We start from the raw sequence: 24,803 nt of genomic DNA, 5'->3' as shown, positions 1-24,803 counted from the left end.
CGTCGAGCACGGTCTGGGCGAGCGCGGCCGCGGCCCCGAACCAGACCGCGGCCACCCCGACGCCGCCCCAAGCGAAGCCGGGACGGGAGAGGTACCAGCCGGGCGGACCGACCGGCGTGGCCGGGACGGCGGTGAGGCGCAGGCCGGTGCTGCGCACGGCGGCGAGGCCGCGTGAGACCCACGGTGCGTCGGACCGCTCGACGCCGGGATGGGCGAGGTCGACGGCGAAGGCGCGTCGCCGGTGCTCGTCGACGTGGGCGGTGATGACGGCGTGGCTGACCTCGCCGGCGAGCGAGCACCACGGTTTGGTCCCGTCCAGCGTCCACCCCTGCCCGGACGGGGTGGCGCGAAGGTGCGCGCCGGGTGCGTGGGCGGCATACACCCCCCACGTGCTGCCCGGTGGTGCGCTCACGGCGGGCTCGTCGCCGCCGGCGGCCTGGGCCAGGATCGCGAGCGCGTCGAGGTGCGGTTCGACGACGCGGGCGACCGTGAGGTCCCCCGCGCCGAGGGAGCCGAGGACCCGGAGGACCATCCAGGATCGACGACCCAGCTCCACCGAGACCGGCCCCAGCTCGCGGGCCAGGGCGAGTGCGGCCCCGAGGTCGGGACCCGCCCCACGCGCTGCGGCGACGAGGCCGGCGTCGGCCCAGTCGAGGAAGGAGGTCGCCGTGGCAGACGGCAGGCGGGCCCCTCCCGCCGGGGGTCCGTCGCTCACGCAGCGACCGTCGCGTCGCGTGCGCCAGGGCCCGCCGTGCAGGGATCGGTCATCCTCCGACGGTAGCTGCGTTCCAGCGTGCGTGCCTCACCCCAAAGGGGGGCTGACCGGACCCGGCACGAACCGGAACCGCACCCCGTCCCCCGGGCGCAGCTGCGCCGCCACGGGGACGTCGTCGGGATGGACGACGGCGACCACCGGGTAGCCGCCGGTCACCGGGTGGTCGGCGAGGAAGACCACCGGGTGCCCGTCCGGCGGCACCTGCACCGCACCCTCGACCATCCCCTCCGAGGGCAGCTCACCCTCGCGCACCCGGGTGAGCGGCGGTCCGTCCAGCCGCACGCCGACCCGGTCCGAGGACGGCGTGGCCTCGAAGCGGGCGGAGCCCAGCAGCTCGAGCGCCTCGGGGGCGAACCAGTCGTCGCGGGGCCCGCGGAGGAGTCGCAGCACCGGCTCGACCGGCCACGAGCGGCCCGGCACCACGTCGACGCCGGGGACCGGGGCGGTCGGACGGCCCACGGCGAACCGGACACCGTCCGTCACCGGCGGTGGGCCCAGCCCGGAGAGCACGTCCGTCGACGCGGACCCCAGCGCGCGGTCGCAGACCAGTCCGCCACGCACGGCGAGGTAGGTGCGCACGCCACGAGACGGCATACCGATCTCGAGGGTCTCCCCCGCGGCGACGGTGATCGCGGCGTGCATCGCACCCGGTCGACCCTCGAGGGTCAGCCGGGCCGGGGCGCCGGTGAGGGCGACGGTCACCGAGTCGTGGGCGCGCAGCGTCAGGCCACCGAAGGTGAGCTCGAGGGCGGGGGCGTCCTCGGGGTTGCCGACGAGCCGGTTGGCCAGACGGAGGCTGGGGCGGTCGACGGCACCCGAGCGACCCACCCCCAGGTGCGCGTGGCCGGGCCGGCCGAGGTCCTGCACGGTGGTCAGCGCTCCGGCGAGGACGACCTCGATCACGAGGAGGCCTCGGTGAACCGCACGCGGGTGCCCGGGGTGAGCAGGGCCGGCGGGTCCCGGTCGAGGTCCCACAGGGTCACGTCCGTCCGACCGATGAGCTGCCAGCCACCGGGCCCTTCGCGAGGGTAGATGCCGGTGAACTCCGCTGCGAGAGCGACCGATCCGGCGGGGACCCGGGTGCGTGGCGTGGCCCGCCGGGGGACGTCGAGGCCCCGGTCGCTGCCGACGACGTAGGCGAAGCCGGGGGCGAACCCGGTGAAGGCGACCCGGTGGTCCGCGGCCAGGTGGCGCCGCACGACCTCGTCCCTGCCCATGCCGGTCAGCTCGGCCACGTCGTCGAGGTCGACCCCGTCGTACGTCACCGGGATGACGACCTCACGTTCCTGCCCGGACCGGGGCGGCAGCCCGGTGTCGAGGTCGGTGACCGCCGCGGCGACCGTCGCCCAGGACGTCGTGGGCCCGAAGGTGAGCAACACCGTCCGAGCGGCCGGCACGACGTCGACGACACCGTGCGGCCGCTCGGCGTCGAGGGCGCGGTGCAGGGCCATGACCTCCTCGAGGTCGTCGCACTCGACGAGCAGGCCGTGCAGGCCCACGGGCCGAAGGCTCCTCATGGAGGGTCGGCGAACGGACGGACCGTGATCCCGGCGTCGGCCAGCGACCGCCGCACCGCCCGCGCGATGTCGACGGCGCCCGGGGTGTCGCCGTGGACGCAGATCGACTGTGCCGCAACGCGGATGGTCGACCCGTCCACCGCGGTGACCGTGCCGTGGCGGACCAGCTGCACGCACCGCCGGGCGACCTCCGCGGGGTCCTCCAGGACCGCGCCGGGCTCGCGCCGCGACACGAGCAGCCCGTCCGGCGTGTACGCCCGGTCGGCGAAGGCCTCGGACACGGCGGCGAGCCCCGCGTCGCCCGCCGCCCGGAGCAGCTCGGAGCCGGCGAGCCCGACGAGGGCGAGGGAGTCGTCGAACAGGGCGACGGCCTCGGCGATGGCGTCCGCGGTGACGGGCGTGACGGCGGCGGCGTTGTAGAGCGCCCCGTGCGGCTTGACGTAGCGGACCCGGGTCCCGGCCACCCGGGCGAAGGCGTCCAGCGCCCCGATCTGGTAGATCACCTCGTCGACCAGCTCCGCAGGATCGACCTCGATGTGGCGACGACCGAAGCCGGCGAGGTCACGGTGTCCGACCTGCGCCCCGATCGCGACTCCGCGCTCCGCGGCCGAGGCGCAGACGCGTCGCAGGATGCTGGGATCGCCGGCGTGGAAGCCGCACGCGACGTTGGCACTGGTGACGAGGTCGAGCATCGCGTCGTCGTCGCCGAGGGTCCACCGGCCGAAGCCCTCGCCGAGGTCGCTGTTGAGGTCGACCGTGTGCGTCATGCCTGCATCCTCCGCCCCGCTGGGGTGCGGTGTCGCGGAGGTCATCCGGGCCGCCCCGGTGTCGGGTACGGGGTGAGGAGCTGGTCGACCGGCGCGTGGTCGTCGGTGAGCACCATGGCGTCGCCGACCCAGGTGTCGAGCTCAGCGCCCGCGAGGAGGCGCCAGTCCGGGACGCGACCGCCCAGGCGGTCCCCGAGCGCGGCGCCGTCCACCGGCGCCTGCGACGCGACGACGACGACGTTGCCGCCGGCCCCCGCCTCACCCTCGAGCACGTCGGTGCCCGCAAGCAGCACGACGTGGTCGAAGACGGTCCGCAGCGTCGCGATCTCGGCCCGGACGAAGTCCATGGGTCCGAAGTCGATGAGGTTCGCGGCATAGAGGCCGCCGGGACCCAGCACGCGACGCACCTCGGTCATGGCCTCGCGGGTCGTGAGGTGCCACGGGACCGACACCCCACCGAACGCGTCCCCGACGACGAGGTCCTGGCTGGCGGCCGCGATCCGCTCGACGCCCAGACGACCGTCCTCGATCCGCACGTCGAGGTCGGGTCCGGTCTCGAGGCCCAGCCGGTCGACGTCGACGTCGAGCACACCGGCGTCGATCTCGGAGACGACGCTCCTCGTGCCCGGCCGCACCTCCGCGAGGTAGCGCGGGAGGGTGAGCCCGCCCCCGCCGAGGTGGTAGGCGGTGAGGGGTTCGGTCGCCGGGAACGCGGTGTCCGCCACCGACGCCAGCGCGGCGATGTAGTCGAACTCGAGGTGGGTCGGGTCCGCCAGGTCGACGTAGGAGTGCCGGAGCCCGTCGAGGACGAGCACCCGCCCGGTGGGGCGGTCGTCGTCCTGGACGACCCGGGCGCAGTGGTAGACCGTCTCGACGTCGCAGCTGCCCGGACCCCAGACGGCGCCGAGCAGGCCCGGGACCACGAGCAGGGCCGGCGGGGCCGTCCGCACCAGCCCGGACCGGCCGCCGCGACCGAGCCGGGCCCCGACGACCACGCCGGCGAGGACGAGCACCACGCCGAGGCCCACGAGGATCGCGCTCACGGGGAACGCGGTGACGAAGACGAAGCCGGTGAGGACCGTCCCCGCGATGGCGCCGAGGGTGCCCACGCCGGAGAGCCCGCCGACGACGCTGCCGGTCCGGGCGAGGTCGGTGAGGCGGAGCGTCGCCACGATCGGCGAGATCGCCGAGAGCAGGGCGCCCGGGACGAAGATGGCCGCGGCGGCGAAGAGGAAGACCCCCGCGCCGGCGACCTCCCCACCCCCGCGCACGACCACCGGCATGAGCGCCACGCACGCGCCGGACGTCGCGAGGAGCGGCCCCAGGAGGCGCCGGGAGTCGGTGCCGTCGGCGACGCGCCCACCCACCCAGGCACCGGCCGCGATCGCGGCCAGGGCGACGCCGATGACGAGCGTGCTGGTCTCGAGGGTGAGCCCGAGGTAGGGCGCGAGGAGGCGCAGGGCGACGAGCTCCACGACGAGGACGGCGGCGCTCGAGCCGAAGACGAGGGCAGCCGCGGTGCGCGCGCTCAACGGCTCGCCGCCATGGAGGCTGTCGGCGCTGCTGGCGCCACCGGCGTCCGGCTCGGGTCCGGAGCGGGTGTCGTCCTGCGCGTCGAGGTCCACCCGCGCATCCTCGCGCACCCCCACAGCGGATCCGCAGCCGAATCGCAGCGACGCGCACGACCGGTCACCGCGCAGCGGACCTCTAGGGTCGGTCCATGCGCTGGCGCAACGGTCCTCACGGCTACGGGCGGGTCTCCAAGATCCTGCACTGGGTGACGGTGCTCGCCCTGAGCGCCCAGTTCGTCGTGGGCTGGAGCATGGAGGCCGACGACGGCGCGTTCGCGGCCCAGGAGGCTCGCCTGGAGCAGCTCGAGGATCGGGCCGACAGCCTCGAGGGCGACGCCCGGGACGCCGCTCGCGACGAGGTCGCCCGGCTCGAGGACGAGCTGGAGGCGCGCAGCGACCGTGCCGACGACGAGTTCGTCCGGGACTCGCTCCACCGGCCGACCGACCCGTCGCTGCCCCTCGCGCACGTCGCTCTCGGCCTGCTCGTCCTCGCTCTGGGCATCGCCCGGGTCCTGTGGCGGCGTCACGGGCTGCCGCCGTGGGCCGAGCACCTGGGCCCGGCGGCGAGGCGCATCTCGGCCGTGACCGAGAAGGTGCTCATCGGCCTGCTGTTCGTCATCCCCCTCACCGGACTGCTGCTCCTCGAGGTGGGGAGCCACTGGCTCGGTGTCCACGTCGCCGCACACCTGCTGTTCTTCGCCGCCATCGCGGTGCACGTCGGCCTCATGCTCGGGCACGCCCGGCAGGGCCAGCTCCGCCGCATGCTCTGAACGCGGTTGCTGCGCTGCTCGTGCCGGACCGCGTCAGCAGTGGACCGGGTAGGTCTTCCTCTCCACGCTGTCCCATCGCCTCAGCCGGGTCGCGGAGCCGTCCAGGCCGGGCGTCCGCAGCAGCGACAGTGCCGCACCCAGATCACCCATCGGTATGCCGCGTGCGAGCGTCACGTGGGGCACCCACCTGCCCGGGGTGGTGAGCGGGCTGGGGGCGGCGCGGCTCGCGGCGACGACGGTCGCGTGGAGCTGGAGCAGCATGGCGTCGGCGACGACGAGGCGGGCGAGGACGAGCCGTCGTCCGGGGAACGCGATGACCGGCCCGAGCCGCACGGTCACCGGGACCAGGCCCGTGAGGGACGCCCCGACCTCCTCGTCGGACGCCGGCAGGTCGTCGGTGGCGAGCACCGTGATGTGGGGGGCGTTCGTCCCCCCGGTGTGGTCGGCCTGGCTCGGCAGCCCGGCCCGGCTGAGCGTCAGCCACTCCCGCCGCACCGCGTCATCGGTGTCGTCGTCGAGGAGCAGCTCCAGCGCCTGCATGTGCCCATCGTGGCCCACCGGCCCACCGCCTCGGTGGGACCGGGGCCGGGACCGGTTCCGGGCGCGGGCGGGTCCGGGCGGGTCCGGGCGCGGGCGGGTCCGGGCGCGGGCGGGTCCGGCAGGGAGCGAGGGCTGGAGGTCAGCCCTCGTCCGGGCTGAGCGACACCTCGACCATGATCTCGCTCGCGATCTCCTCGAGGTCGGTCTGCACGAGCGCGAGGTCGACGTCCCGCGGCACCGTGACGACCGCACGGGCGTCGAAGAGGCGCCCGCCCGCCATCGGTGCGTCGCGGGTGACACTCTCGAGCGAGGCGACGCTGAGACCGTGGCGGGCCAGGACGCCGGACACGGCACCGACGATGCCCGGGCGGTCGTTGCCGAGGAGCTCGATGCGCACGTGCCGGAGGTCGTCCGGGTCGGCGGCCTCGCCGGGGCTGGGCGTCGACCCCGAGTGCACGGACACGTCGAGGAGCCCCTCGAGGGGCGCCAGGGCGGCACGCAGGGCATCGGCCCGGTCCTCGGGCACGGTGACGAGGACGATGCCGGCGAACTTGCCGCCGAGCTCGCTGAGATGGCTGCGCTCCCAGTTGCCGCCGCCCTCCGCGATGACGTCGGCGAGGGCCTTGACGAGTCCGGCGCGGTCGTCGCCGATGACGGTGAGGACGAGAGTGGTCACGCTCGATCGTAGCCGGGCAGGGCGCTCCTGCCACCCCTAGGGAGGTAGTCCGGCGCGGTCACCACGCCTAGGTTCGAGACAGCTCGGGCTCGGCGCCCGACATCTCCGAGGCGCGACGCCCGGACTGCGCGAGGAGCCACCGATGACCCTGACCCACACCCTCTCCGACCCGACCGTGACGGACGAGGACCGAGGCCCGCTGGCCGAGGTGCGCACGTGGGTGCGCAGCGCGCCCGAGCCCTTCCCCGGTGCCCGCGTCGCCGTTGACGGACCGGACGTCCGTGTCGTGACGACCGGCCGGCTGGGCAGTCCCAACAGCAGCTTCGACGTCTACGGCGCCGTGCGGGAGCTCACTGCCCAGAACGCCGTCGACGGCGGCTCCCGCTCCCTCCTCGCCCTTCTCGAGGGTCCTCTGTCGGTGAGCGAGCGCTCCCTCGAGGACCGGCTGTGGCACACGCTGCAGCACCTCAGCGACTTCGACGACGGTCCGTGGGACGACACCGTGGTGAGCGCCCTCGAGGCGGCCGACCACGCCTTCGCCCTGGCCGGGGACGCCTGGTCCGTCGAGCTGCTGCACCCGCAGTCGCCCGAGGCCGCCCGTCGTGCGCCGTGGCCCGTTCTCGTCGTCCGGCCCCTGACCACCTCGCGCTGACCGGCACGGGTCGCCGTCGCCTCCCGCCACGGTGACGTCCACGGCGGGCGCTTGCCGGCCGGCTTTCGCCCTCCCTGCCGGGATCGCCCTCGGGCTGCGCGGTCTGCGTCGCCAGGTGCGCGGCGGCACGTGGTCCGGCGTCGGCGAGTCGGTGGGCCCGTCCGTCACGCGGTCCTCACCGGGCGATGAGGTGTGCGGCATGAAACGGGTCGGGATGGGCGCGCACGCCGAGGGCTGGGCGCCATCGCGCTGGCGCACGTCGGGCTCCCCTGTCTTCACGTACCCGCTGACGTCGTCCCTGATCTGACCTGTGCACTGCTGCGCTGAGCCGCAGCAGTGCAGCCGGCTGACCCCCGCCCCGCCCGCCCCTCGCGCGGCACTGTGCGCTGCTGCGCTGAGCCGCAGCAGTGCACACCCTGACCGCGTCGCGACTGTGCACTGCTGCGCTGGGGTGCAGCAGTGCACAGCGGTGGGGCGGGGTTCGCGTGCTGCGCTGGGGCGCAGCAGTGCACAGGGCCGTCCACAACGACGTGCGGGCGCCGGCGACCGAGCGCGGCGCCGAAAACAGAGCGCGGCGCCGAGGACCGAGCGGCTCCCACCGGCCCGGATGACATTGCCGACATCCTCGCCGCGCCCGTCACGAAGATCTCCCACACGCCCTCGGGACTCAGCCACGACGACGTGGCCGGGCTCCTCTTCGGCCGGACGACGTCGCTCTGCCATCGGCGCGACCAGGTCCGGCTGCGACCCGGGTCGACAGTTCCCCTCGAAGCCATCGTGCCGGCCTACCGCCGCGTCGGCTCCGGCCACACGCTCGGCAACGCCATCGTGTGTCCCTCGACCTCGCCGGCCCGAGCCGGGCTCCCGACGCCTTGGCAGGCCGGGCACCAGAACATCCGTTGCAGCCCCATCCGCTGCGCCTGCACCGTCGTGCCGCACACGGGGCACGGACGCCCGGCCCAGCCGTAGACGGCATACCTCTTGGGCCATCGAGGCACCCGCTCGCCGCGCACGAGTACCTCGCGCGCAGCCACCATCTGCGCCTCGTCCGTGACGATCCAGCGGGCGCCCAAGCCCAGCGTCATGAGGTCGACGGCGTCCTGCCAGAGCGCGCCGAAGGTGTCGTCGTCGATGTCGCGGCCCGGGGTGAACGGGTCGAGCCGGGCACGGTGGAGCAGTTCGGCACGGTAGACGTTGCCGATGCCGGCGATGACCTTCTGGTCGATGAGGAGGGCGCCGACGGGCCGGCGGGAGGCCTGGATGCGCCGGCGCGCGAGGTCCGGCTCGGCGTCCGCGCGCAGCGGGTCCGGCCCGAGTCGCGCGCGCAGCGCGAGGACCCCGTCGCCGTCGAGGAGCTCGCAGACCGCGGGGTCGGTGAGCTCCCCGAGGTGCGTCGCCGACAGGAGCCGCCACGAGACGTTGCCGTGAACGGGCGGTTCGGTCCGCGGGAAGTCCCCGTCCAGTGCACGCGTGTGCCGGCGGACGGAGACCGCGCCGTCCATGGCGAGGTGGAGGTGGGCGGTGAGCTCGACGCCGACCGCCGAGACGAGCAGGTGCTTGCCCACGGCCTGGGCGTCGGCGACGACCCGACGGTCGAAGACCTCGGCGGCGAACTCACCGTTGGGTGAGCACGACCGCACCGGCTGGCCGACGAACTGGCGCAGGCGCCCGGCGATGCCGTGGACGGCGTGTCCCTCGGCCACGCTCAGTCCCCGTCCGCCCGCTTGACCTCGCTCGCGAGCCTGAGGACGACCCTCCCGTCGTCCGGCCCCCGCGCCCACGTCACCCTCGTTCCGCCGCGCATCGCCATGGACCCAGCATGGTCCACGCCACCGTCAGCCGGCCCGTCAGCGCGACCGAAGGCCCACCGGCCGCCCACCCCAACGGGGGTGGTGGGGCGGTCACCGGCCTGCCTACGGTCACGGGGTGACGATCCGACCCTCACCCGACGACGTGCTGACCCAGATGAAGGAGTGGGTGCTGGACCCCGAGTACCCCTGTCTGGGAGCGCGTGCGGTCTTCAACCGCGACCGAGCGCACGTCGTCACCACGGGCCGGCTCGGGAGCGCGGCGAGCAGCCTCGACGTCCACCGGGCCCTGCGCGAGTTCGGGGAGTCGGCCGACCCCGACGACGGCTTCACGTCGCTGTTGGCGGTGTTCGGCGGGACCCCGCCTGCCACCGAGCGCGCCTTCGAGGACGCCCTGTGGCGCACCCTGCAGCACCTCTGCGACTTCGACGACACCCCGTGGAACCCCGAGGTCTCGAGCGACCCCGACGACGTCGACTTCTCCTTCAGCATCGGGGGCACCGCGTTCTTCGTCGTCGGCCTGCACCCCCACGCGTCCCGGATCGCTCGGCGCGCGCCGTGGCCGGTGCTGACGTTCAACCTGCACGCGCAGTTCGAGCAGCTCAAGCAGTCGGAGCGCTACGGGCACATGCGCGACGCGATCCGTCAGCGGGACGCCGAGCTGCAGGGCTCGGTCAACCCGATGGTGGCCGACCACGGCACCATCTCGGAGGCCCGCCAGTACTCCGGCAGGGCGGTGCCCGACTCCTGGCAGGCCCCCCTGACGGTCGAGGACGACCGCGACCCGGCATCCTCGACGTCATGACCCTCGACCGCCAGCCCGGCTTCTCGCGCCTCGCGCCGCAGACCGGCACCCACGTCCGACTCGAACCCGGCGACGTCCTCACCATCGTCGACCCCAGCGGAGTGCAGGTGAGCGACCTCTACTGCGTCGCCGCCGACGACGTCGCCGAGACGCTCTCGTCGGGACGTTCGATCGACTTCGAGAACACGATCCGGTTCACGACCGGTGGCCGGCTCTGGAGCAACCGCAGCCGGCCGATGCTCACCATCGTCGAGGACACGTGCGGGACCCACGACTTCCTGCTGACTCCGTGCAGCCAGCAGACCTTCGACATCCTCTACCCGGACCTCGGCGGCGCACCGCACCCGAGCTGCTTCGCCAACCTCGTCGGCGCGCTCTCACCCCACGGGGTCGGGCCCGACCAGGTCGGCACGACGCTCAACATCTTCATGAACGTCTGGGCCGACGGCGACGGCGAGCTGCACATCGGCCCTCCGCCGAGCCGGGCGGGCGACCGCTTCTCGGTCCGGGCCGAGATGGACCTGCACGTGGGGATCACCGCCTGTTCGGCGGAGAAGTCCAACGGTGGGGTGTGCAAACCGATCGACTGGTCGGTGACGCGGGCGGGCGGGGCATGACGGGCACCTTCGGTGACGGTGTTCGGGGATGGCTCACACGAGGAGGTTGAGCACCAGCGTCAGCAGGATCGAGAGGACGATGGAGACGGCGATCATGGTGAGGCAGCCGGCGGCGCCTCCGACGGGACGGATCTGCAGGGGGCTCATGGGGTCCAACCCTCGCACGGCCGGGGTGCGGTCACTCCACCCCGATGGGCGGCCGCTGCCGGTCGCTCCTTCTCGAGGGGCGCGAGGCGGGGCCCGACCCCCGGGGCGGGTCTAGGGTCCGACTCATGCCCCGGACCGAGTCATCGAGCAGCCGACGCCAGGTCATCGTGGACGTGCTCCGGGAGTCGTTCGGTGAGGCGATGGCCGCCGAGCCCACGGCATACCGGGCGAAGTTCCGAAGCATGGCCCACGACCCGCACTCGTTCTACCGGGGTGCGGCCGGGGTGTTCTACCGCGACGTCACGCGGATGGACGCGCCCTACGTCGACGACCGGTCCTCGCGGATCTGGGTCCACGGGGACCTGCACGTCGAGAACTTCGGCACCTACCTCAACGCGGGTGGGCGGCTCGTGTTCGACGTCAACGACTTCGACGAGGCCTACCTCGGTCACTTCACGTGGGATCTGCTGCGCTTCTCGACGTCGCTCGCGGTGCTGGGGTGGCAGAAGGCGCTGCCGGACGAGACGGTCCGCGGGCTCATCGAGGGCTACCTGCGCGCCTACCTGCGGCAGGTCAACCACTACCGCGACGTTCCCGGCGACACCGACTTCGCCCTGCGCCTCGACAACGCCCGCGGTCCGGTCCTGGCCGCGCTGCGCAAGGCCCGCGAGGTGCGCCGGGTCGACCTGCTGGACACCCTGACCACCGTCGAGGACCACCAGCGCCTCTTCGTCGCCACGGGCGGGGCCCGGCGCATCGGGAAGGCCGAGCGGTCCACCGTCATGGACGCCTTCGAGCGCTACCTCGAGACGATCCCCGAGGACAAGCGCAGCCGCACCCCGGTCTTCTACGACGTGCGCGACGTCGTGGCCACCGTCAGCCACGGCATCGGCAGCGCGGGCATGCCCTCCTACACGCTGCTGCTGGAGGGTCACAGCCAGGCGCTGGAGAACGACGTCCTCGTCGAGATGAAGCAGGCCAGCATCCCGGTGCTGCGCAGGTTCGTCGACAGCGCGGACGTGGAGGCCGCCTTCGAGCACGAGGCCCACCGCACGGTGGTGAGCCAGCGGGCGCTGCAGGCGCACACGGACGCACTCCTCGGTCACACGACGATCGACGGGGTCGGGTTCGTCCTCTCCGAGATCTCCCCGTACGAGGTCGACCTCGCGTGGCACGACCTGTCCGAACCGGACGAGATCGGCATCGTCGTCCGCCAGCTCGGCCAGGCGACGGCGAAGATCCACTGCGCCTCCGACGAGGACAGCGACCAGGAGCTCGTGGACTTCCAGGTCGAGGAGGCCGTCGCCGGCTCGGTGGAGGGGCGGCGCACCGAGTTCACGGCGTGGGTGGTCCAGCGGGCGATGGCGTATGCCGGCCAGGTCCGGACCGACCACGCGCTCTTCGTCGAGGCCTTCAGGGACGGCGGACTGGGCATCGAGGCGGTCTGAGCCGGCGCCCGGCGTCAAGCCGAGTGCACCGTCCCCGGGCGAGATCCGGGCGATATCCGGGCGAGGTCCGGGCAAGGCCCGGGAATAGGATCCGACGCTGCGGCTTTGTTCGATGACATGACCTCCTCCGCACGCGCGACCGACCTGCTCGCCCTCCACCGAGCCCCCGAGCTCCTCACCATGGTCAACGTCTGGGACGCGATCAGCGCGAAGACCGTCGCCGCCGTGACCGGCACCAAGGCCCTGGCGACCGCGAGCCACTCGATCGCCGCCACCCTCGGCTACCCCGACGGGGAGGTCATCCCGGTCGAGGAGATGATCGACATGTGTCGTCGGATCGTCGACGCGACCGACCTGCCCGTCAGCGCCGACCTCGAGGGGGGCTACGGAGACGCACCCGACACCGTCCGTCGTGCCATCGGGGCAGGGATCGTCGGCGCCAACCTCGAGGACCAGATGAAGCCGCTGGCCGAGGCCGCCGCCCAGGTCGAGGCCGTGATGGCCGCGGCCGCCGACGAGGGTGTGCCCGACTTCGTGCTCAACGCCCGGACCGACGCGTTCCACCTCGGCCGCGGCCGCGACCGCAGCGAGGTCCTCGCGGAGGCGGTCGAGCGGGGCCGGGCCTACCTCGACGCCGGCGCCCCCGCCGTGTTCGTGCCGGCGATCCTCAGCGAGGAGGAGATCGTCACGCTCGTCGACGCGTTCGGCCCGCAGCGGCTCACGACCATCGCGATTCCCGGTACGCCGTCGCTCGCCCGCCAGCAGGAGCTCGGGGTGGCCCGCGTCTCGCACGGTCCCCTGTCCCAGAACGTCGCCCTCACCGCGCTGCAGGAGCTGGCCGAGGAGGTCGCGCGCGGAGGCGGCGTCCCCTCGTCGATGCGCATCCTCAACTAGCCGTTCCCCGCTCCGCGCTGCGGCGTCAGCGCTCCGGCGTCAGCGCTCCGGCGTCAGCGCGAGGTGGGGGAGGACGAGGACCTCACCGGCCAGGGACGGCGTCCCGGACGCGTCCGCGCCCTCCCGCGAGAAGACGCGCCGGTCGCGGCGTCCGGTCGCCGGTGGTCACTCGCCGGCCGTGCCGTATGCCGCGCACGGGAGCCGCCGGTGCCGGCGTCGAGAACACCGGGCCCATCCCGAGGCCGGCGGCCAACCCCACGCTGAGGCGTCGTAGGACCTCGGCACGACGTGGCACGGGGGACGGTCGCGAGGTCGTGGGGGCCATGGTCGTTCCTTTCGTGGTGGGACCACCGACGATCCCGGCCCCGGCCACCCGCTCGCGTCGGGGACATCCCCCATCTCGGGAGGCATCGCCACGATCCCTCGGGGTCGAGCACGTCGCGCCGGCGGCCGCCACGCGCTGACCACCCTCCTAGGGCGCTTCGGTCGCGTCGTCCGCGCGGGCGAACGAGCGCGCCAGCTCGGTCCTCGACCGGAGCCCGAGCTTGCGCAGCACCGCTCCGACGTGGTGTTCGACCGTCTTCGGGCTGAGGAACAGCGAGGCCGCGACCTCGCGGTTGGTCAGCCCCGTGGCCACGAGGAGGGCGACCCTCGTCTCCTGGGACGTGAGCGGCTCCCCCGTCCCCTCGCGCGTCTGCAGACGCTCCCCGGTGGCCGCGGTCTCCGCGGCGGCCCGCCCGGCCCACAGGGTCAGGCCCATCGCCTCGAACTCACGCTGGGCCGTCCGGAGGTGCGTCCGGGCGTCGACTCGGCGGCCGCCCCGGCGCAGGCGCATCCCCAGGATCAACCGGGTCCGGGCGGACTCGAGGCGGTCCGTGCGGGGGTCGTGGAGGGACAGTGCCTGCTCGAGCGCCTTCTCGGCGCGACCGAGGTCGTCCGCGACCAGACCCTCGCACCGGCTGACCATGGCGGCCACCGGGGGGATCTGGGCCTGCGGTCGCCCCTGCACGACGTCCCGGAAGCGGGCGGTCAGCGCTCGCGCGTCCTCGTCCCGGCCCAGCCCGACGTACGCCTCGACGAGGTCCGGGGCCACGCCCAGGGGCTCGAGGTACGCGCCCACCCCCTCGAACCGGGCGATCTGGTCCTCGAGGACCACCACCACCGTCTCGAGGTCACCGGCGCACAGCGCACACGTGGCGACGATGCGCGCCAGGTGCGGTGGCATCGGGTCGAAGCCGTTCGCGGCGACCACCGCGCGGGCGCGGAGCAGGTGTCGACTCGCCTCGTCGTGCGCTCCGCGGTAGGCGCTCTCGAGGGCCATGACCTCCGAGGCAGTCCCGACGTCGAGGCGCAGGTCCAGCGCCTCGAGCAGCTCGACCGACTCCCCGGCGGCGGCGTAGGCGCGGACGTGGTCGCCCATCCACGCCAGGCCCATCGCATAGAGGGCCAGACCACCGGCGAGCACACCGAGCGCGCCCTGCTCACGGGCGCGGCCGATGCGTCGTTCGGCGTACGGGAGCGCCGGCAACGGGTCCATGAGCCACCGGGAGATGAGGAGCGACGTGACGAGGTGACGCGGGTCGTCCCGCAGCCGATCGTCGGACTCCGCCACAGAGGTCGCGTGGTGAAGCAGGCCTGCTCCCACGTCGGGGTGGCCGTCGACCACCCGCGCCGCCCCGAGGACGTACGACGCGAGCATGTCCTGCTCCGGACGGTCTCGGTCAGCGACCGCAGCGGCCCGCTCGGCGGCCACGAGCATGCCGGCGGTGTCGTCGAGCAGGTGGCAGACGCCGAACAGCTCGACCAGCACGCGGAGCAGGACGTCGCCGCTGGCAAGCTCTGCCGCCTGCGCCAGCCTGCCCTTCGCCGCGGTGAGGGTGCCGTGGGCCTGTTCGAGAGTCCCGAGGACGAAGAGAACGTGTGCGCGAGCTGCCGGGCCGGCGTCGGAGGCCAGCACCTCCGCAGCGAGCTGACGAGCCCGCGCGGAGTCACCGGCCACGAAGGCGTCCTCCGTCGCGACCGCCAGCCACTCGCCGCGCTGCGAGGCGTCCGGAGTGAGCCGTGCGGCACGCTCGATCGCCCGCGAGGCGGCACCCGGGCCGTGCCGTGCCCGTTCCTCCTCCGCCACGGCCGCCAGCTGGTCGGCGAGCGCCGGGTCATGTCCTGTCGTCGCCTCGGCACGGTGCCACACACTCACGGCGCCATCGGTGACTGCTGCCAGGGCGGCGTGGGCGGCGCATCGTTCGCGTCCGGATGCTCGCACCCACGCGGTCGACCGCAGCAGCGGGTGCCGGAAGACCAACGCGCCCGGCGCGAGGTCGAGGACGTCCGCCGCGTCCGCGATGCACACCTCGGCGTCCAGCCCCAGCTCCGCCAGGGCCGTGAGGACGGGCCCCGCAGTCCCGTCGAGGTTCGCGGCGCACACGACGACCGCCTGCCACGCGTCGGGTGGGAGAGCCGCGAGCCGGTCCGAGTACACCGTCCGGAGACGCTGCGGCACTGGGAGCGTGGCGGGTAGGGGGGCGGCTCCCGCCCGTTGCGCCCCGTCCAGCACGCGTCGACACTCGCGCAGGGCCAGGGGGTTCCCCCCGGTCTCGGCCACCAGCCGGGCGGCGACGTGGTTCGCGACCCCGGGGCCGAGCAGCTCGCGCGCCGACCCGGGCGTCAGGCCGGCGAGGTCCAGCACGTCGACGTCAGCGAGACGAAGCGGCAGCGCGACGTCCTCGCGGATGCCCAGCGCGGTCGCCACGCGGTCGTGGCCCAGACGACGGGCAGCGAACATGAGGGCGTCGACTGACCCCACGTCGAGCCACTGCACGTCGTCGAGCAGCAGGAGGACCGGGTGCTGCACCGCCGCGGCGGCGAGCAGGCTCAAGGTCGCAGCGCCCACGAGGAAGCGGTCGCCGGATCCGGCGCGCGCCCGACGCCATCCGAGCACGGCCGCCAAGGCCTCCGCCTGCGCGCTGGGAACCGAGGGTAGGAGGTCGCGGAGGGGGCGCAGGACCGCGAGGAGGCCACCCCCCGACAGACCCGTCTCGGCCTCGACACCGCTGACCCCCAGCACGGTCCAGCCGTCGTCCCTGGCGCGCGCTGCCAGGACCTCCAACAGGTGCGTCTTGCCGCTCCCCGCCTCGCCCCGCACGACCGTGATCGCCGGACGACCCCCGCCTGCATCAGCGAGCAGCCGTGCCAGATGGTCCATTTCGACGTCACGGCCGACCGTCACCCTCCCGGCACCGACCTCATGGCTGAAGATCGCCATGAACCGCACGGTACTCCGGCGTCCGTCGACTCGTCCCCGCTCTCGTCGCCCTGACCGTTGACGTCCGATCCCGTGGCCGCCGCGGAGTGTCGACGCCAGCAGCGCCTGTCCGTGGCTTCAGGCGGGACTGGAAGGTGCGTCCGGTGGACGTACTGGCTCTGCACAGTGCCGATCCTGCGGTCCTGAGAGGATGCTCGGCATGACGGTCGCCCGGTCCGCGTTCCTGTTCGCCTTGGCCGCTCTCGCGGAGATCGGCGGCGCGTGGCTGATCTGGCAGGCCGTCCGGGAGCAGCGGGGGTGGGCGTGGGCCGGAGCAGGGGTCATCGCGCTGGGCCTCTACGGCTTCGTCGCCACACTCCAGGCCGACGCGAACTTCGGGCGGATCCTGGCTGCCTACGGCGGCGTCTTCGTGGCCGGGTCGCTGGCCTGGGGCATGGCGCTGGATGGCTTCCGCCCGGACCGGTACGACCTGGCCGGTGCCGCCATCTGTCTCGTCGGGGTCGGGGTCATCATGTACGCGCCTCGCCCCGCCTAGAGTCACCATCCCTGCGATGCTCGGCGAAGGAGCGCCATGAGTGATCCGGTGGACCGGCAGTCCATTCACGCGGAACTGCAGCGCGCTCGCGGGCTGCTGCACGCCCTCGCAGCCAGCGCCTCGTCCACGGATCTGAAACGGCGCACCACCGGCACACGGTGGACCAACCAACAGATGCTGTTCCACATGGTCTTCGGCTACATGATCGTGCTGCGCCTGCTCTGGTTGGTGCGTCTGTTCGGGCGGCTGCCGGACGGCTACAGCCGGAGGTTCGCCCGGACGCTGAATGCCGGCAGGCGACCATTCCAGGTGGTGAACTACTTGGGCTCGTGCGGGGGCGCGATGGTCTTCCACGGCGCCCGTCTCGAAGCGCAGGCCGACCGGGTCATCACCGTTCTGCACCGGCGCCTGGACCACGAGACTGACGAGTCGTTGGCTCGCCGAATGCACTTCCCTGTCGACTGGGACCCGTTCTTCCGCGACACGATGACCCTGCTGGACGTCTACCACTACGGCACCGAGCACTTCGACTTCCACGCCCACCAGCTGACGCTGCCACCTCACGGCCCTGGCCTGGACCGTCACTGAGCGGTGCAAGCCCATGGAGCAGGGCCTCCGCACTCCTCGCAGCCAGGTGTCCCGAGCTAGAAGCCGCCGTCCTTGGCCATGTTGCTGAAGCGGCTGTAGTGGCCCTGAAAGGCGAGAACGAGGTCGGCCGTCGGGCCGTTACGGTGCTTGGCCACGATGACGTCGGCCTCGCCGTCGCGCTCGGGGTCGGAGCGGTCCCGGTGCAGCAGGATGACGAGGTCAGCGTCCTGCTCGATCGAGTTGTGCACGGAGATGCCGTTCGCGATGAAGTTGTGGCAGTCCAGAACGGTCGCGTCGTAGACCTCCTCGACGCCGTCGGGCTCGATCGCCACGACCGAGTCCCAGAACACGTCGTTGACTGCCATGAGCTCCAAGGACGCATCGTCGAGCACCTCGGCCACCTTCGCCAGGCGCTGGCGTGAAGGGTTGCTCGCGTAGAGGGCGGACCCGCAGTACTGGGTGCCCAAGGCCTGCTGGAACGCGCGGGACGTCATTGCCTTCTCGGACATGGAGTCCCGCACGTCGTCCCACACCTGCTTGGGGACGGTGTCGACGTTGGTGTTGCCGGTGAGCTCGAGGACGATCTGGAGCAACCGCTCAGCCGCGACGGCGCGCGCTCCGTGAACACCGATCTCCCTGAGGAAGCGCCGTTGGCTGTCCACGCCGGAGATGTCAAGCGTGTACCCGTCGCGATAGCCGGGCTTCTTGGTGACACGGACGCGTGTCTGGATACCGAATCGGAGGAGCAGTCTCGACACGTCGTCGACCAGTCGTCGTGATGTCGAGGCGTAGTAGACCCGTCCACCTCGGCCGTTCTTCAACACCGTCACAGAGCCGTCGGTGGCCCAGAGGTGTCGGAGGAACAGAGCGATCTGCTCCTTCGGCAGGGTGAACACGTCCGCCGGAACGAACTTCTCGTGCGACCGGGCCCCGAAGAGGCCCATCCCGTCGAGCCACTCCGCGATCGGGTTCCGCTTGCCCCGAGCCAGCCGGAAGGGCGCCGGAAGCCTCAGATTGGTGCATCGCGCGACGGCATACTCGTCGCGCACCGCCGAGATCCCGAAGGCCAGGGCGGCCTTGGTCACCGCCTCCAGGTTGGCCTCGTAGATGCTCGCGTACCGGATCGGCTGGCGCTTCACGAACGACCCGTCACCGATGAGGTGAGCCAGCATGACCACCTCGGAATCCTGCCAGTCACTGACGAGAAGCGGTGAGGGCACGTGGCGCGGGACTGCCACGCGGTCACCCGATCGCAGTGAGGCCAACGGCTTCCAGCCCTCGTAGGTGTGGAAGGGGTGGTTCTCCGTCGCCCGTACGGTCTTGCCCGACGCCAGCGTGAGCCGGAAGACCGGTGCGACTCCCGTCGAGAAGGCGTGCGTCATCGTCCGCTTGGTGTAGCGGAGCCCGTCATCGAGCGCCCACACCGTGAGGTCCTTCTCACCGGACCTCGCGATCTCGCCGATCGACGTCTCGGCGCCAGTGTCAGCCCGCAGGATGCGCGTCTCAGCAGGCAGGCAACCGGACTCACGGAGGTCGGACATCTGCGGACGCTTGTCCGTGCGCTGCTCCGGGCCACGGTTCAGCTGCGAGATGGCGATGACCGGGACCTCGAGCTCCTTGGCCAAGAGCTTGAGCGCACGCGAGAACTCGGCGACCTCCTGCTGGCGGGACTCGACCTTCTTGCCCGAGCTCATCAGCTGGAGGTAGTCGATGATGACCATCTTGAGGTTGTGCTGCTGCTTGAGCCGGCGGCACTTGGCCCGGATCTCCATGAGCGACATGTTGGGCGAGTCGTCGATGAAGAGCGGGGCGTCCGAGATCTTGCCCATGACGCGGGCCAGCTTGTTCCACTGCTCCTGCCCCTTGAGGCCCTTGCGGAGGTCCTGGAGCTGGATGGTGGCCTCGGCCGAGAGGATGCGCATCGTGATCTCGGTGCGGCTCATCTCCAGCGAGAACACGGCCGTCGCCATGCCGTGCTTGATCGCCGCGGCGCGCGCGATGTCGATCCCCAGCGTCGAGTTGTGGGTGGGGATGCGAGTCGGTCCGGCGAGGTAAAGGTGGTCGTCGTTGTCCACCTCGACGCAGCGCACCAGCACCGACGGCGTGGCCCGGACACCTTCGACGTACCGCACGTCATGAGCGATCTTGGGCCTGAGACCGAGGTCGACCATGTGCTGCGTGGTCACGACCTCCCCGTCTTCGATGGCCCACTGGTGCTCGGCGTCCGCGACGATGACCGATCCGTCGGAGAACTCGACCTCATAGCACGGCCGGCCCTCCATGACCTCGGTCGCCGCCACGACACGCGTCGGCCGCCCCGAGGCGTCGAGCAGGAGGTCGCCGGTCGCGACCGCACCCATCGTCGTCCATCCCGACGGAGTGGGCAGGGGCGTGTCGAGCGACAGCGCCTTGCCGACGGCGGGGCGCGCCGCGATGACGATCATCTGACCGGCGTGCAGCCCGTGGGTGAGGTTGTCGAGCTCGATGAACCCCGTCGGCACCCCGATCATCTCGTCGGTGCGGCCGGCCGCGGCCTCGATCTCCTCCATCGTCGCGTTGAGGAGCTCGCCCAGCTGGTGGTAGTCCTCGCCGCCGCGCTTCTCCGCGACCGAGTACACCTCGGCCTGCGCGCGGTTGACGATGTCGTCGATGTCGCCCTCGCCCTGGCCGTACCCCATCTGCACGATGCGGGTGCCGGCCTCGACGAGCCGGCGCAGGACGGCCCGCTCGTGGACGATCTCGGCGTAGTACCCGGCGTTGGCCGCGGTCGGCACCGACTGGATGAGCTGGTGGAGGTAGGCCTGGCCGCCCACGCGGGTGAGGTCACCGCGCTTGGACAGCTCGTCGGCGACCGTGATGGCGTCGGCGGGCTCCCCGCGGCCGTAGAGGTCGAGGACCGCGTCGTAGATCAGCTCGTGCGCCGGACGGTAGAAGTCGACCGACCGGACGACCTCGAGGCAGTCGGCGATCGCGTCCTTGTTGATGAGCATCGAACCGAGGACGGACTGCTCGGCTCCGAGGTCCTGAGGTGGGAGCCGGTCGTCGGAGGGACCGCCGCTGGAGCCCGTGTAGCCGTTGCTGAGCTCCGCGATCGACACCTGCATACCCTTCCGTTCGAACTCCAGTACGCCGTGTCACCCAGTGCAGCAGCCACCACCGACATCTCGCCGTTCACCCGGCTCGGGCCAACCTAGGGCGTTTGCGGGACCGGTTCCACCGCGCCTGTGGACAACCTGTGGACAGGCGGTGCAAAACGCCCGCCCTTGTTGTGCACAGCCGGTGGACAGCCCTGTGGACAAGCCCGCCGGTGGGGCTCGCTCAGCCCTCTGACCTGCAACGATGCTCATCCACCGATGTGTGAAAAAGAAAGTTTCGGGCGTGTCCTGTCCACATGGGCCGACTCGTCCGGCATGACCCGATCGGCCTGTTCGGGCCCCCGGCAAACCCCCATACCACGCAGTAACCGCCGGCGGGAACCCCTCTCGGCGTCGAGATCCGCGAGTGGTCAGCCGGCCCGCCCGTACCTCTCGGCCGACCGGACCCGCGCCTTGGCCGCCTCGATCTCCCGGTCCTTGGGGGGCGCGGTCGTCACGAGGTGGTCGAGCAGGTGCTGGGTCGCGTCCGCGACCTCCCGCACCGCGGCGTCGAACGCCTCCTGGTTCGCCTGCGACGGCCTGGTCGACCCGCTCACCTTGCGCACGTACTGCAGCGCGGCGGCATACACCTCGGAGTCCGTGGCCGGTGGCTCGAAGTTGTGCAGCTGACGGATGTTTCGGCACATGCCCCGAGCGTATGCCGCACGCTCCGGACCCGACACCCCTCACGTGCCGCGGTGGCTAGGGTCGACGCATGCGCCCCGAGGCCCTGCGTGACGGCACCGAACCCGACCCCCGCTTCACCCTCGCGAACGAGCGGACCTTCCTGGCCTGGATCCGCACCGGTCTCGCCCTCATCGCCGGCGCGGTGGCCATCGAGGGCTTCGGCATCGACCTCGACGAGACGGCCCGCGGGATCGTCGCCGTCGGCCTCACCGTCCTCGGCGTCGCGGTGGCAGTGGGCGCCGGCGTCCGCTGGCTGCGGGTCGAGCAGGCGATGCGCCGTGGGCGCCCGCTCCCCTTCCCCACCCTCATCCCGTTCCTCGTCGTGGCGAGCGTGCTTCTCGCGGCCGCGCTGCTCGTCCTCGTCGTCGCGAGGTAACCGTGGCCGACCGCGCCTCCCCCCGCGCCGACCCGGGGCTTCAGCCGGAGCGCACGACGCTGGCCTGGCAGCGCACGGCGATCTCGTTCCTCGCCGCGTCGCTGCTGTTCCTCCGGTGGGCCACGCAGCACGGTCCGGTCGTCGCCGTCGTCGTCGTCATGGCAGCCGTCACTGCCACGTGGATGTTCTTCCACACGCGCACGAGGCTGCGCCGCGTCGCCCACCACTTCCCGGCGCCGGGCCTCGAGCCCGCGACGACCGAGGTCGTCGTGGTCACCCTGGCCACGGCTGCCCTGGCAGTCGCTGCCCTGTGGGTCACCCTCACCACCTGACCGGCACTAGGTTCACACCCGTGACGACGCCGGCCGAGCAGTCCCAGCACCGCGAGGTGCTCCGGCTCGCCCTGCCCGCGTTCCTCGCCCTCGTCGCCGAACCGCTCTTCCTTCTCACCGACTCGGCGATCGTCGGCCACCTCGGCACACCGCAGCTCGCCGGCCTCGGCGTCGCGAGCGCGATGCTCCTCACCGCGGCCAACATCTTCGTCTTCCTCGCCTACGGCACCACGTCCGTCGTCGCCCGCATGCTCGGCGCGGGCAACCGCAACGGCGCCATCGCCGCCGGCATCGACGGCACCTGGCTCGCGGTCGGCCTCGGCACCGTCACTGCCGTCCTCGTGGCCGTGCTCGCCGGGCCGATCTGCCGGCTCTTCGGCGCCTCCCCCGAGGCGCTGGGCCACGCCGTGACCTACCTGCGGATCTCGGCGATCAGCATCCCCGCGATGCTCGTCGTCCTCGCGACCACCGGTGTGCTGCGCGGGCTCCAGGACACGAGGACCCCTCTCGCGGCGAGCGCCCTCGGGTTCACGAGCAACATCGCCCTCAACCTCCTGTTCGTCTACGGGTTCGGCTGGGGCATCGCCGGCTCCGCGCTCGGCACCGTCATCGCCCAGACCGGCATGGCCGCCGCCCTCGTCGTGGTCCTCGTCCGCGAGTCCCGCCGCCACCGGGTGACCCTGCGGGCCCACCCGGGACGGATCCTCGCAGCCGCGCGGACCGGCATACCGCTGCTCGTGCGCACCCTCGCGCTGCGCGCCGTCCTCCTCGTCACCACGTGGGTCGCCGCCGACCTCGGCGACGTGCCGCTCGCGGCGTACCAGGTGTCGGCGACCATCTGGAGCTTCCTCGTCTTCGCCCTCGACGCCATCGCGATCGCGGCGCAGGCCCTCACCGGCAAGGCGCTCGGCGCCGGCGACCTCAAGCGGGCCCGGTCGACGACGACGCTGATGGTCCGGTGGGGCGTCATCGGCGGGGCCGCCCTCGGAGTCGTCGTGCTCCTGCTCCACACCGTCCTGCCGCAGGTCTTCACCGGCGACCCGCAGGTGCAGGCTGCGATCGGCGCCGCGCTCATCGTCGTCGCCCTCTCGCAGCCGCTCAGCGGCTACGTCTTCGTCATCGACGGCGTGCTCATCGGCGCCGGCGACGGGCGCTGGCTGGCGCAGGCGATGCTCGGCAACCTCGTCGCGTACCTGCCGCTCATCCTCGGCGTGCACCTGCTCGGCGACTGGCTGCTCGCCGACGACTCGGGGCGCGGCACGAGCAACGCGGTGACGTGGCTGTGGCTGGCCTTCGCCGGGTTCATGGCGATCCGCGGCGTGCTCATGTGGGCCCGCGTGCGCACCGACCGGTGGATGGTGACGGGTGCGACCCGCTAGGAGACGCCGACCGCCGCCTCGCGACGCGGGTCACCGGCCGCGCGGAGCCCGCCCGCACCATCGCGGTAGGCCGCGCCCACGCCGCCGAAGTACATCGACAGGTCGCCGTGGTCGAGGCCCGGCAGCCCGGCCCGGGTGACCGCGGCGGCGATCGCGGGGTCGGCCTCGTGCTCGACGAGCGCAGCCCCCGACCGGCCGAAGCGCACGTGCATCCGCGGCGCCCGGATCGCCGCGTCGAGGTCGGCGCCCTGCAGGCACAGCTGGTCGAGCACCTGCATCAGGGCCGTGGTGATGCGGTCGGCTCCCGGCGAACCCACCGCGAGGACGCGCCCGTCCGGGGCGCGCCCCACCGTCGGCGCCATGTTCGAGGCGAGCCGGGTCCCGGGCGTCAGCGCGTGCAGCCCGAGCCGGTTGAGCTCGGGTTCGCCGAGCGCGTTGTTGAGCAGCAGGCCGGTCCCGGCGACCGTGACCCCGGCGCCGTAGCCGCTCGACATCGTCACCGCGCAGGCCAGCCCGTCGCTGTCGACGGCCGAGATGTGCGCCGTCGACGCCGACGTCGGCAGGCCCGCCAGCCCGTGTCGGTCGACCGAGGCGAGCAGCGTGTGACCGTCCGCCTCGAGGTCGCGCGAGTGGTCGTGCACCGTGACCCGGTAGGAGAGCACCGCGCGCTGGATCCGCAGGATGTCGTCCCACGACGGCTCGCCCGTCCGCGCCAGCTCACCGAGCATCACCGCGAGCATCGGCCCGCCGACCGACGGTGGTGGGTTCACGGCGATGTCCCAGACCCCCACCGCGCGCCTCAGCGGCTCCCGGACGACGACCTCGTATGCCGCGAGGTCGGCCTCCGTGACCAGCCCACCGTTCGCGACCATCTCGCTCGCGAGCGCACGCCCGACCTCGCCGGTGGTGAGGAGCGAGGCCCCCGTTCGCGAGATCTCGTCGAGGACGGCCGCGAGCTCGGTGTTGCGCGCCACATCGCCTGCCGTGAAAGGGGATCCGTCGGGCCGGCGGGTCACCGTGCGCGCTCCGTCGTCGTGCCCGAAGAGGACGTCGGCGACGATCGAGAGGTAGCGGGCCGCGGCGCCGCCGATGGGGTAGCCGTCGCGACAGGCCGCGGCGGCCGGCTCGACGACCGACGCCCACGGGCGCGACCCGAATCGGGCGATCGCCGTCTCGCAGGCGGCCAGGGCGCCGGGTACGGCCACCGAGCCGTGGCCGGCATACATCGTCACACCGCCGCCGTAGTCGGTGACGACCTCGCGCACCCCACCTCCGAACGCCTCTCGCGGCAGTCCCCGGCCCGGCATGACGACGTTGCCGTCGAGGAGCACCGGGTCACCCGAGGCCGGCCAGACGGTGACGAACGCACCGCCGGCGAGGCTGACGATGCCGGGCTCGGTGCTCATCGACGTGACCGCGGCGGCGATGGCGGCGTCGACCGCGTTGCCGCCCTCCGCGACGACCGCCTGTCCGGCGGCGAGGGACGAGGGACCCGTCGCCGCGACCGCCACCCGCCTCCTCAT

22 protein-coding genes and 1 pseudogene are annotated in these 24,803 nt (G+C 72.8%); 11 read left to right on the top strand and 12 right to left on the bottom strand.

The window, feature by feature from the left end; translation table 11 throughout:
- The 5 genes and pseudogenes from N801_RS08620 to N801_RS08600 all read right to left on the bottom strand — a co-directional run.
- Positions 1-715: pseudogene (locus N801_RS08620) on the bottom strand (acyl-CoA dehydrogenase family protein); the annotation flags it as partial.
- 87 nt (positions 716-802) lie between these two features.
- Positions 803-1,678, bottom strand: a complete 876-nt coding sequence (locus N801_RS08615; protein WP_035936310.1) for a 5-oxoprolinase subunit C family protein — start codon at positions 1,676-1,678, stop codon at positions 803-805.
- Positions 1,675-2,274, bottom strand: a complete 600-nt coding sequence (locus N801_RS08610) for a 5-oxoprolinase subunit B family protein (RefSeq protein WP_245618313.1) — start codon at positions 2,272-2,274, stop codon at positions 1,675-1,677. Before N801_RS08610 ends, N801_RS08615 begins: the two co-directional genes overlap by 4 nt.
- A gap of 14 nt (positions 2,275-2,288) precedes the next feature.
- On the bottom strand, positions 2,289-3,059 hold the full coding sequence (locus N801_RS08605; RefSeq protein ID WP_035936305.1) for a LamB/YcsF family protein: 771 nt from the start codon (positions 3,057-3,059) through the stop codon (positions 2,289-2,291).
- A gap of 41 nt (positions 3,060-3,100) precedes the next feature.
- On the bottom strand, positions 3,101-4,702 hold the full coding sequence (locus N801_RS08600; protein ID WP_211254695.1) for a fused MFS/spermidine synthase: 1,602 nt from the start codon (positions 4,700-4,702) through the stop codon (positions 3,101-3,103).
- A 77-nt stretch (positions 4,703-4,779) separates the two neighbouring features.
- On the opposite strand from N801_RS08600, the gene N801_RS08595 reads away from it, so the two are divergent.
- Positions 4,780-5,400: a cytochrome b gene (locus tag N801_RS08595; RefSeq protein WP_035936299.1), complete on the top strand. Its 621-nt coding sequence runs from the start codon at positions 4,780-4,782 to the stop codon at positions 5,398-5,400.
- A 33-nt stretch (positions 5,401-5,433) separates the two neighbouring features.
- On the opposite strand, the gene N801_RS08590 is transcribed toward N801_RS08595, so the two are convergent.
- Both N801_RS08590 and N801_RS08585 read right to left on the bottom strand, forming a co-directional pair.
- Positions 5,434-5,940, bottom strand: coding sequence for a 2'-5' RNA ligase family protein (locus tag N801_RS08590; RefSeq protein WP_035936295.1), 507 nt, complete (start codon positions 5,938-5,940; stop codon positions 5,434-5,436).
- Positions 5,941-6,079: 139 nt separating this feature from the next.
- Positions 6,080-6,616, bottom strand: coding sequence for a glycine cleavage system transcriptional repressor (locus N801_RS08585; protein ID WP_035936290.1), 537 nt, complete (start codon positions 6,614-6,616; stop codon positions 6,080-6,082).
- A gap of 142 nt (positions 6,617-6,758) precedes the next feature.
- Here N801_RS08585 and N801_RS08580 point away from each other — a divergent pair, with 142 nt between their 5' ends.
- Positions 6,759-7,268 carry a YqcI/YcgG family protein gene (locus N801_RS08580; RefSeq protein ID WP_035936284.1) on the top strand — a complete coding sequence of 170 codons (510 nt, stop codon included), beginning with the start codon at positions 6,759-6,761 and terminating at the stop codon, positions 7,266-7,268.
- 785 nt (positions 7,269-8,053) lie between these two features.
- Here N801_RS08580 and N801_RS08570 read toward each other — a convergent pair.
- A complete protein-coding gene (locus N801_RS08570) occupies positions 8,054-8,971 on the bottom strand; it encodes an Fpg/Nei family DNA glycosylase (RefSeq protein WP_084108529.1) in 918 nt (305 codons plus the stop codon).
- A 223-nt stretch (positions 8,972-9,194) separates the two neighbouring features.
- Here N801_RS08570 and gntA point away from each other — a divergent pair, with 223 nt between their 5' ends.
- From gntA to N801_RS08550, 4 genes are all read left to right on the top strand, one after another.
- Positions 9,195-9,881, top strand: a complete 687-nt coding sequence (gene gntA / locus N801_RS08565; protein WP_052112777.1) for a guanitoxin biosynthesis heme-dependent pre-guanitoxin N-hydroxylase GntA — start codon at positions 9,195-9,197, stop codon at positions 9,879-9,881.
- On the top strand, positions 9,878-10,498 hold the full coding sequence (locus N801_RS08560) for a DUF1989 domain-containing protein (RefSeq protein ID WP_035936278.1): 621 nt from the start codon (positions 9,878-9,880) through the stop codon (positions 10,496-10,498). The genes gntA and N801_RS08560 overlap by 4 nt, the downstream gene beginning before the upstream one ends.
- 272 nt (positions 10,499-10,770) lie before the next feature.
- The gene (locus N801_RS08555) at positions 10,771-12,093 is read left to right on the top strand and encodes a DUF2252 domain-containing protein (RefSeq protein WP_035936275.1); all 1,323 of its coding nucleotides are present in this window, start codon (positions 10,771-10,773) and stop codon (positions 12,091-12,093) included.
- Between the two features lie 117 nt (positions 12,094-12,210).
- On the top strand, positions 12,211-12,987 hold the full coding sequence (locus N801_RS08550) for an isocitrate lyase/PEP mutase family protein (RefSeq protein ID WP_035936271.1): 777 nt from the start codon (positions 12,211-12,213) through the stop codon (positions 12,985-12,987).
- Between the two features lie 472 nt (positions 12,988-13,459).
- Here the strand turns inward: N801_RS08550 and N801_RS08540 are convergent, their stop codons facing one another.
- Complete coding sequence (locus N801_RS08540) at positions 13,460-16,249, bottom strand: helix-turn-helix transcriptional regulator (protein ID WP_156996629.1); 2,790 nt, start codon at positions 16,247-16,249, stop codon at positions 13,460-13,462.
- 199 nt (positions 16,250-16,448) lie between these two features.
- Between N801_RS08540 and N801_RS08535 the strand changes: the two genes are divergently transcribed.
- Both N801_RS08535 and N801_RS08530 read left to right on the top strand, forming a co-directional pair.
- The gene (locus N801_RS08535) at positions 16,449-16,784 is read left to right on the top strand and encodes a YnfA family protein (RefSeq protein WP_035936260.1); all 336 of its coding nucleotides are present in this window, start codon (positions 16,449-16,451) and stop codon (positions 16,782-16,784) included.
- A 36-nt stretch (positions 16,785-16,820) separates the two neighbouring features.
- Complete coding sequence (locus N801_RS08530; protein ID WP_211254694.1) at positions 16,821-17,372, top strand: DinB family protein; 552 nt, start codon at positions 16,821-16,823, stop codon at positions 17,370-17,372.
- Positions 17,373-17,428: 56 nt separating this feature from the next.
- Here the strand turns inward: N801_RS08530 and N801_RS08525 are convergent, their stop codons facing one another.
- Both N801_RS08525 and N801_RS08520 read right to left on the bottom strand, forming a co-directional pair.
- Complete coding sequence (locus tag N801_RS08525) at positions 17,429-20,470, bottom strand: replicative DNA helicase (RefSeq protein WP_211254693.1); 3,042 nt, start codon at positions 20,468-20,470, stop codon at positions 17,429-17,431.
- Between the two features lie 407 nt (positions 20,471-20,877).
- A complete protein-coding gene (locus N801_RS08520; RefSeq protein WP_035936255.1) occupies positions 20,878-21,153 on the bottom strand; it encodes a DUF2277 domain-containing protein in 276 nt (91 codons plus the stop codon).
- A 68-nt stretch (positions 21,154-21,221) separates the two neighbouring features.
- On the opposite strand from N801_RS08520, the gene N801_RS08515 reads away from it, so the two are divergent.
- From N801_RS08515 to N801_RS08505, 3 genes are read left to right on the top strand one after another with little or no spacing between them, the layout of a single operon-like run.
- On the top strand, positions 21,222-21,569 hold the full coding sequence (locus N801_RS08515) for a YidH family protein (RefSeq protein ID WP_035936252.1): 348 nt from the start codon (positions 21,222-21,224) through the stop codon (positions 21,567-21,569).
- A gap of 2 nt (positions 21,570-21,571) precedes the next feature.
- Positions 21,572-21,901: a DUF202 domain-containing protein gene (locus N801_RS08510; protein WP_035936251.1), complete on the top strand. Its 330-nt coding sequence runs from the start codon at positions 21,572-21,574 to the stop codon at positions 21,899-21,901.
- A 20-nt stretch (positions 21,902-21,921) separates the two neighbouring features.
- On the top strand, positions 21,922-23,280 hold the full coding sequence (locus N801_RS08505) for an MATE family efflux transporter (RefSeq protein WP_035936248.1): 1,359 nt from the start codon (positions 21,922-21,924) through the stop codon (positions 23,278-23,280).
- Here the strand turns inward: N801_RS08505 and N801_RS08500 are convergent.
- Positions 23,277-24,803, bottom strand: a complete 1,527-nt coding sequence (locus tag N801_RS08500; RefSeq protein WP_035936246.1) for a gamma-glutamyltransferase — start codon at positions 24,801-24,803, stop codon at positions 23,277-23,279. The two genes, N801_RS08505 and N801_RS08500, sit on opposite strands and share 4 nt — an antisense overlap.

Origin of the sequence: Knoellia aerolata DSM 18566 (genome assembly GCF_000768695.1) — a bacterium.
In the GTDB taxonomy this organism is placed as follows: Bacteria; Actinomycetota; Actinomycetes; order Actinomycetales; family Dermatophilaceae; genus Knoellia; species Knoellia aerolata.
Note: the sequence above shows the minus strand (reverse complement) of the source record. Positions and strands in the feature narration are given on the sequence as shown.

What these genes read in the sequence shown, in the direction of transcription:
- N801_RS08530 (WP_211254694.1), top strand. Translation starts at nt 16,821, where the DNA reads ATGAGTGATCCGGTGGACCGGCAGTCCATTCACGCGGAACTGCAGCGC.
- N801_RS08605 (WP_035936305.1), bottom strand. Translation starts at nt 3,059, where the DNA reads ATGACGCACACGGTCGACCTCAACAGCGACCTCGGCGAGGGCTTCGGC.
- N801_RS08515 (WP_035936252.1), top strand. Translation starts at nt 21,222, where the DNA reads ATGCGCCCCGAGGCCCTGCGTGACGGCACCGAACCCGACCCCCGCTTC.
- N801_RS08540 (WP_156996629.1), bottom strand. Translation starts at nt 16,249, where the DNA reads ATGGCGATCTTCAGCCATGAGGTCGGTGCCGGGAGGGTGACGGTCGGC.
- N801_RS08590 (WP_035936295.1), bottom strand. Translation starts at nt 5,940, where the DNA reads ATGCAGGCGCTGGAGCTGCTCCTCGACGACGACACCGATGACGCGGTG.
- N801_RS08560 (WP_035936278.1), top strand. Translation starts at nt 9,878, where the DNA reads ATGACCCTCGACCGCCAGCCCGGCTTCTCGCGCCTCGCGCCGCAGACC.
- N801_RS08555 (WP_035936275.1), top strand. Translation starts at nt 10,771, where the DNA reads ATGCCCCGGACCGAGTCATCGAGCAGCCGACGCCAGGTCATCGTGGAC.
- N801_RS08535 (WP_035936260.1), top strand. Translation starts at nt 16,449, where the DNA reads ATGACGGTCGCCCGGTCCGCGTTCCTGTTCGCCTTGGCCGCTCTCGCG.
- N801_RS08580 (WP_035936284.1), top strand. Translation starts at nt 6,759, where the DNA reads ATGACCCTGACCCACACCCTCTCCGACCCGACCGTGACGGACGAGGAC.
- N801_RS08520 (WP_035936255.1), bottom strand. Translation starts at nt 21,153, where the DNA reads ATGTGCCGAAACATCCGTCAGCTGCACAACTTCGAGCCACCGGCCACG.
- N801_RS08595 (WP_035936299.1), top strand. Translation starts at nt 4,780, where the DNA reads ATGCGCTGGCGCAACGGTCCTCACGGCTACGGGCGGGTCTCCAAGATC.
- N801_RS08500 (WP_035936246.1), bottom strand. Translation starts at nt 24,803, where the DNA reads ATGAGGAGGCGGGTGGCGGTCGCGGCGACGGGTCCCTCGTCCCTCGCC.
- N801_RS08550 (WP_035936271.1), top strand. Translation starts at nt 12,211, where the DNA reads ATGACCTCCTCCGCACGCGCGACCGACCTGCTCGCCCTCCACCGAGCC.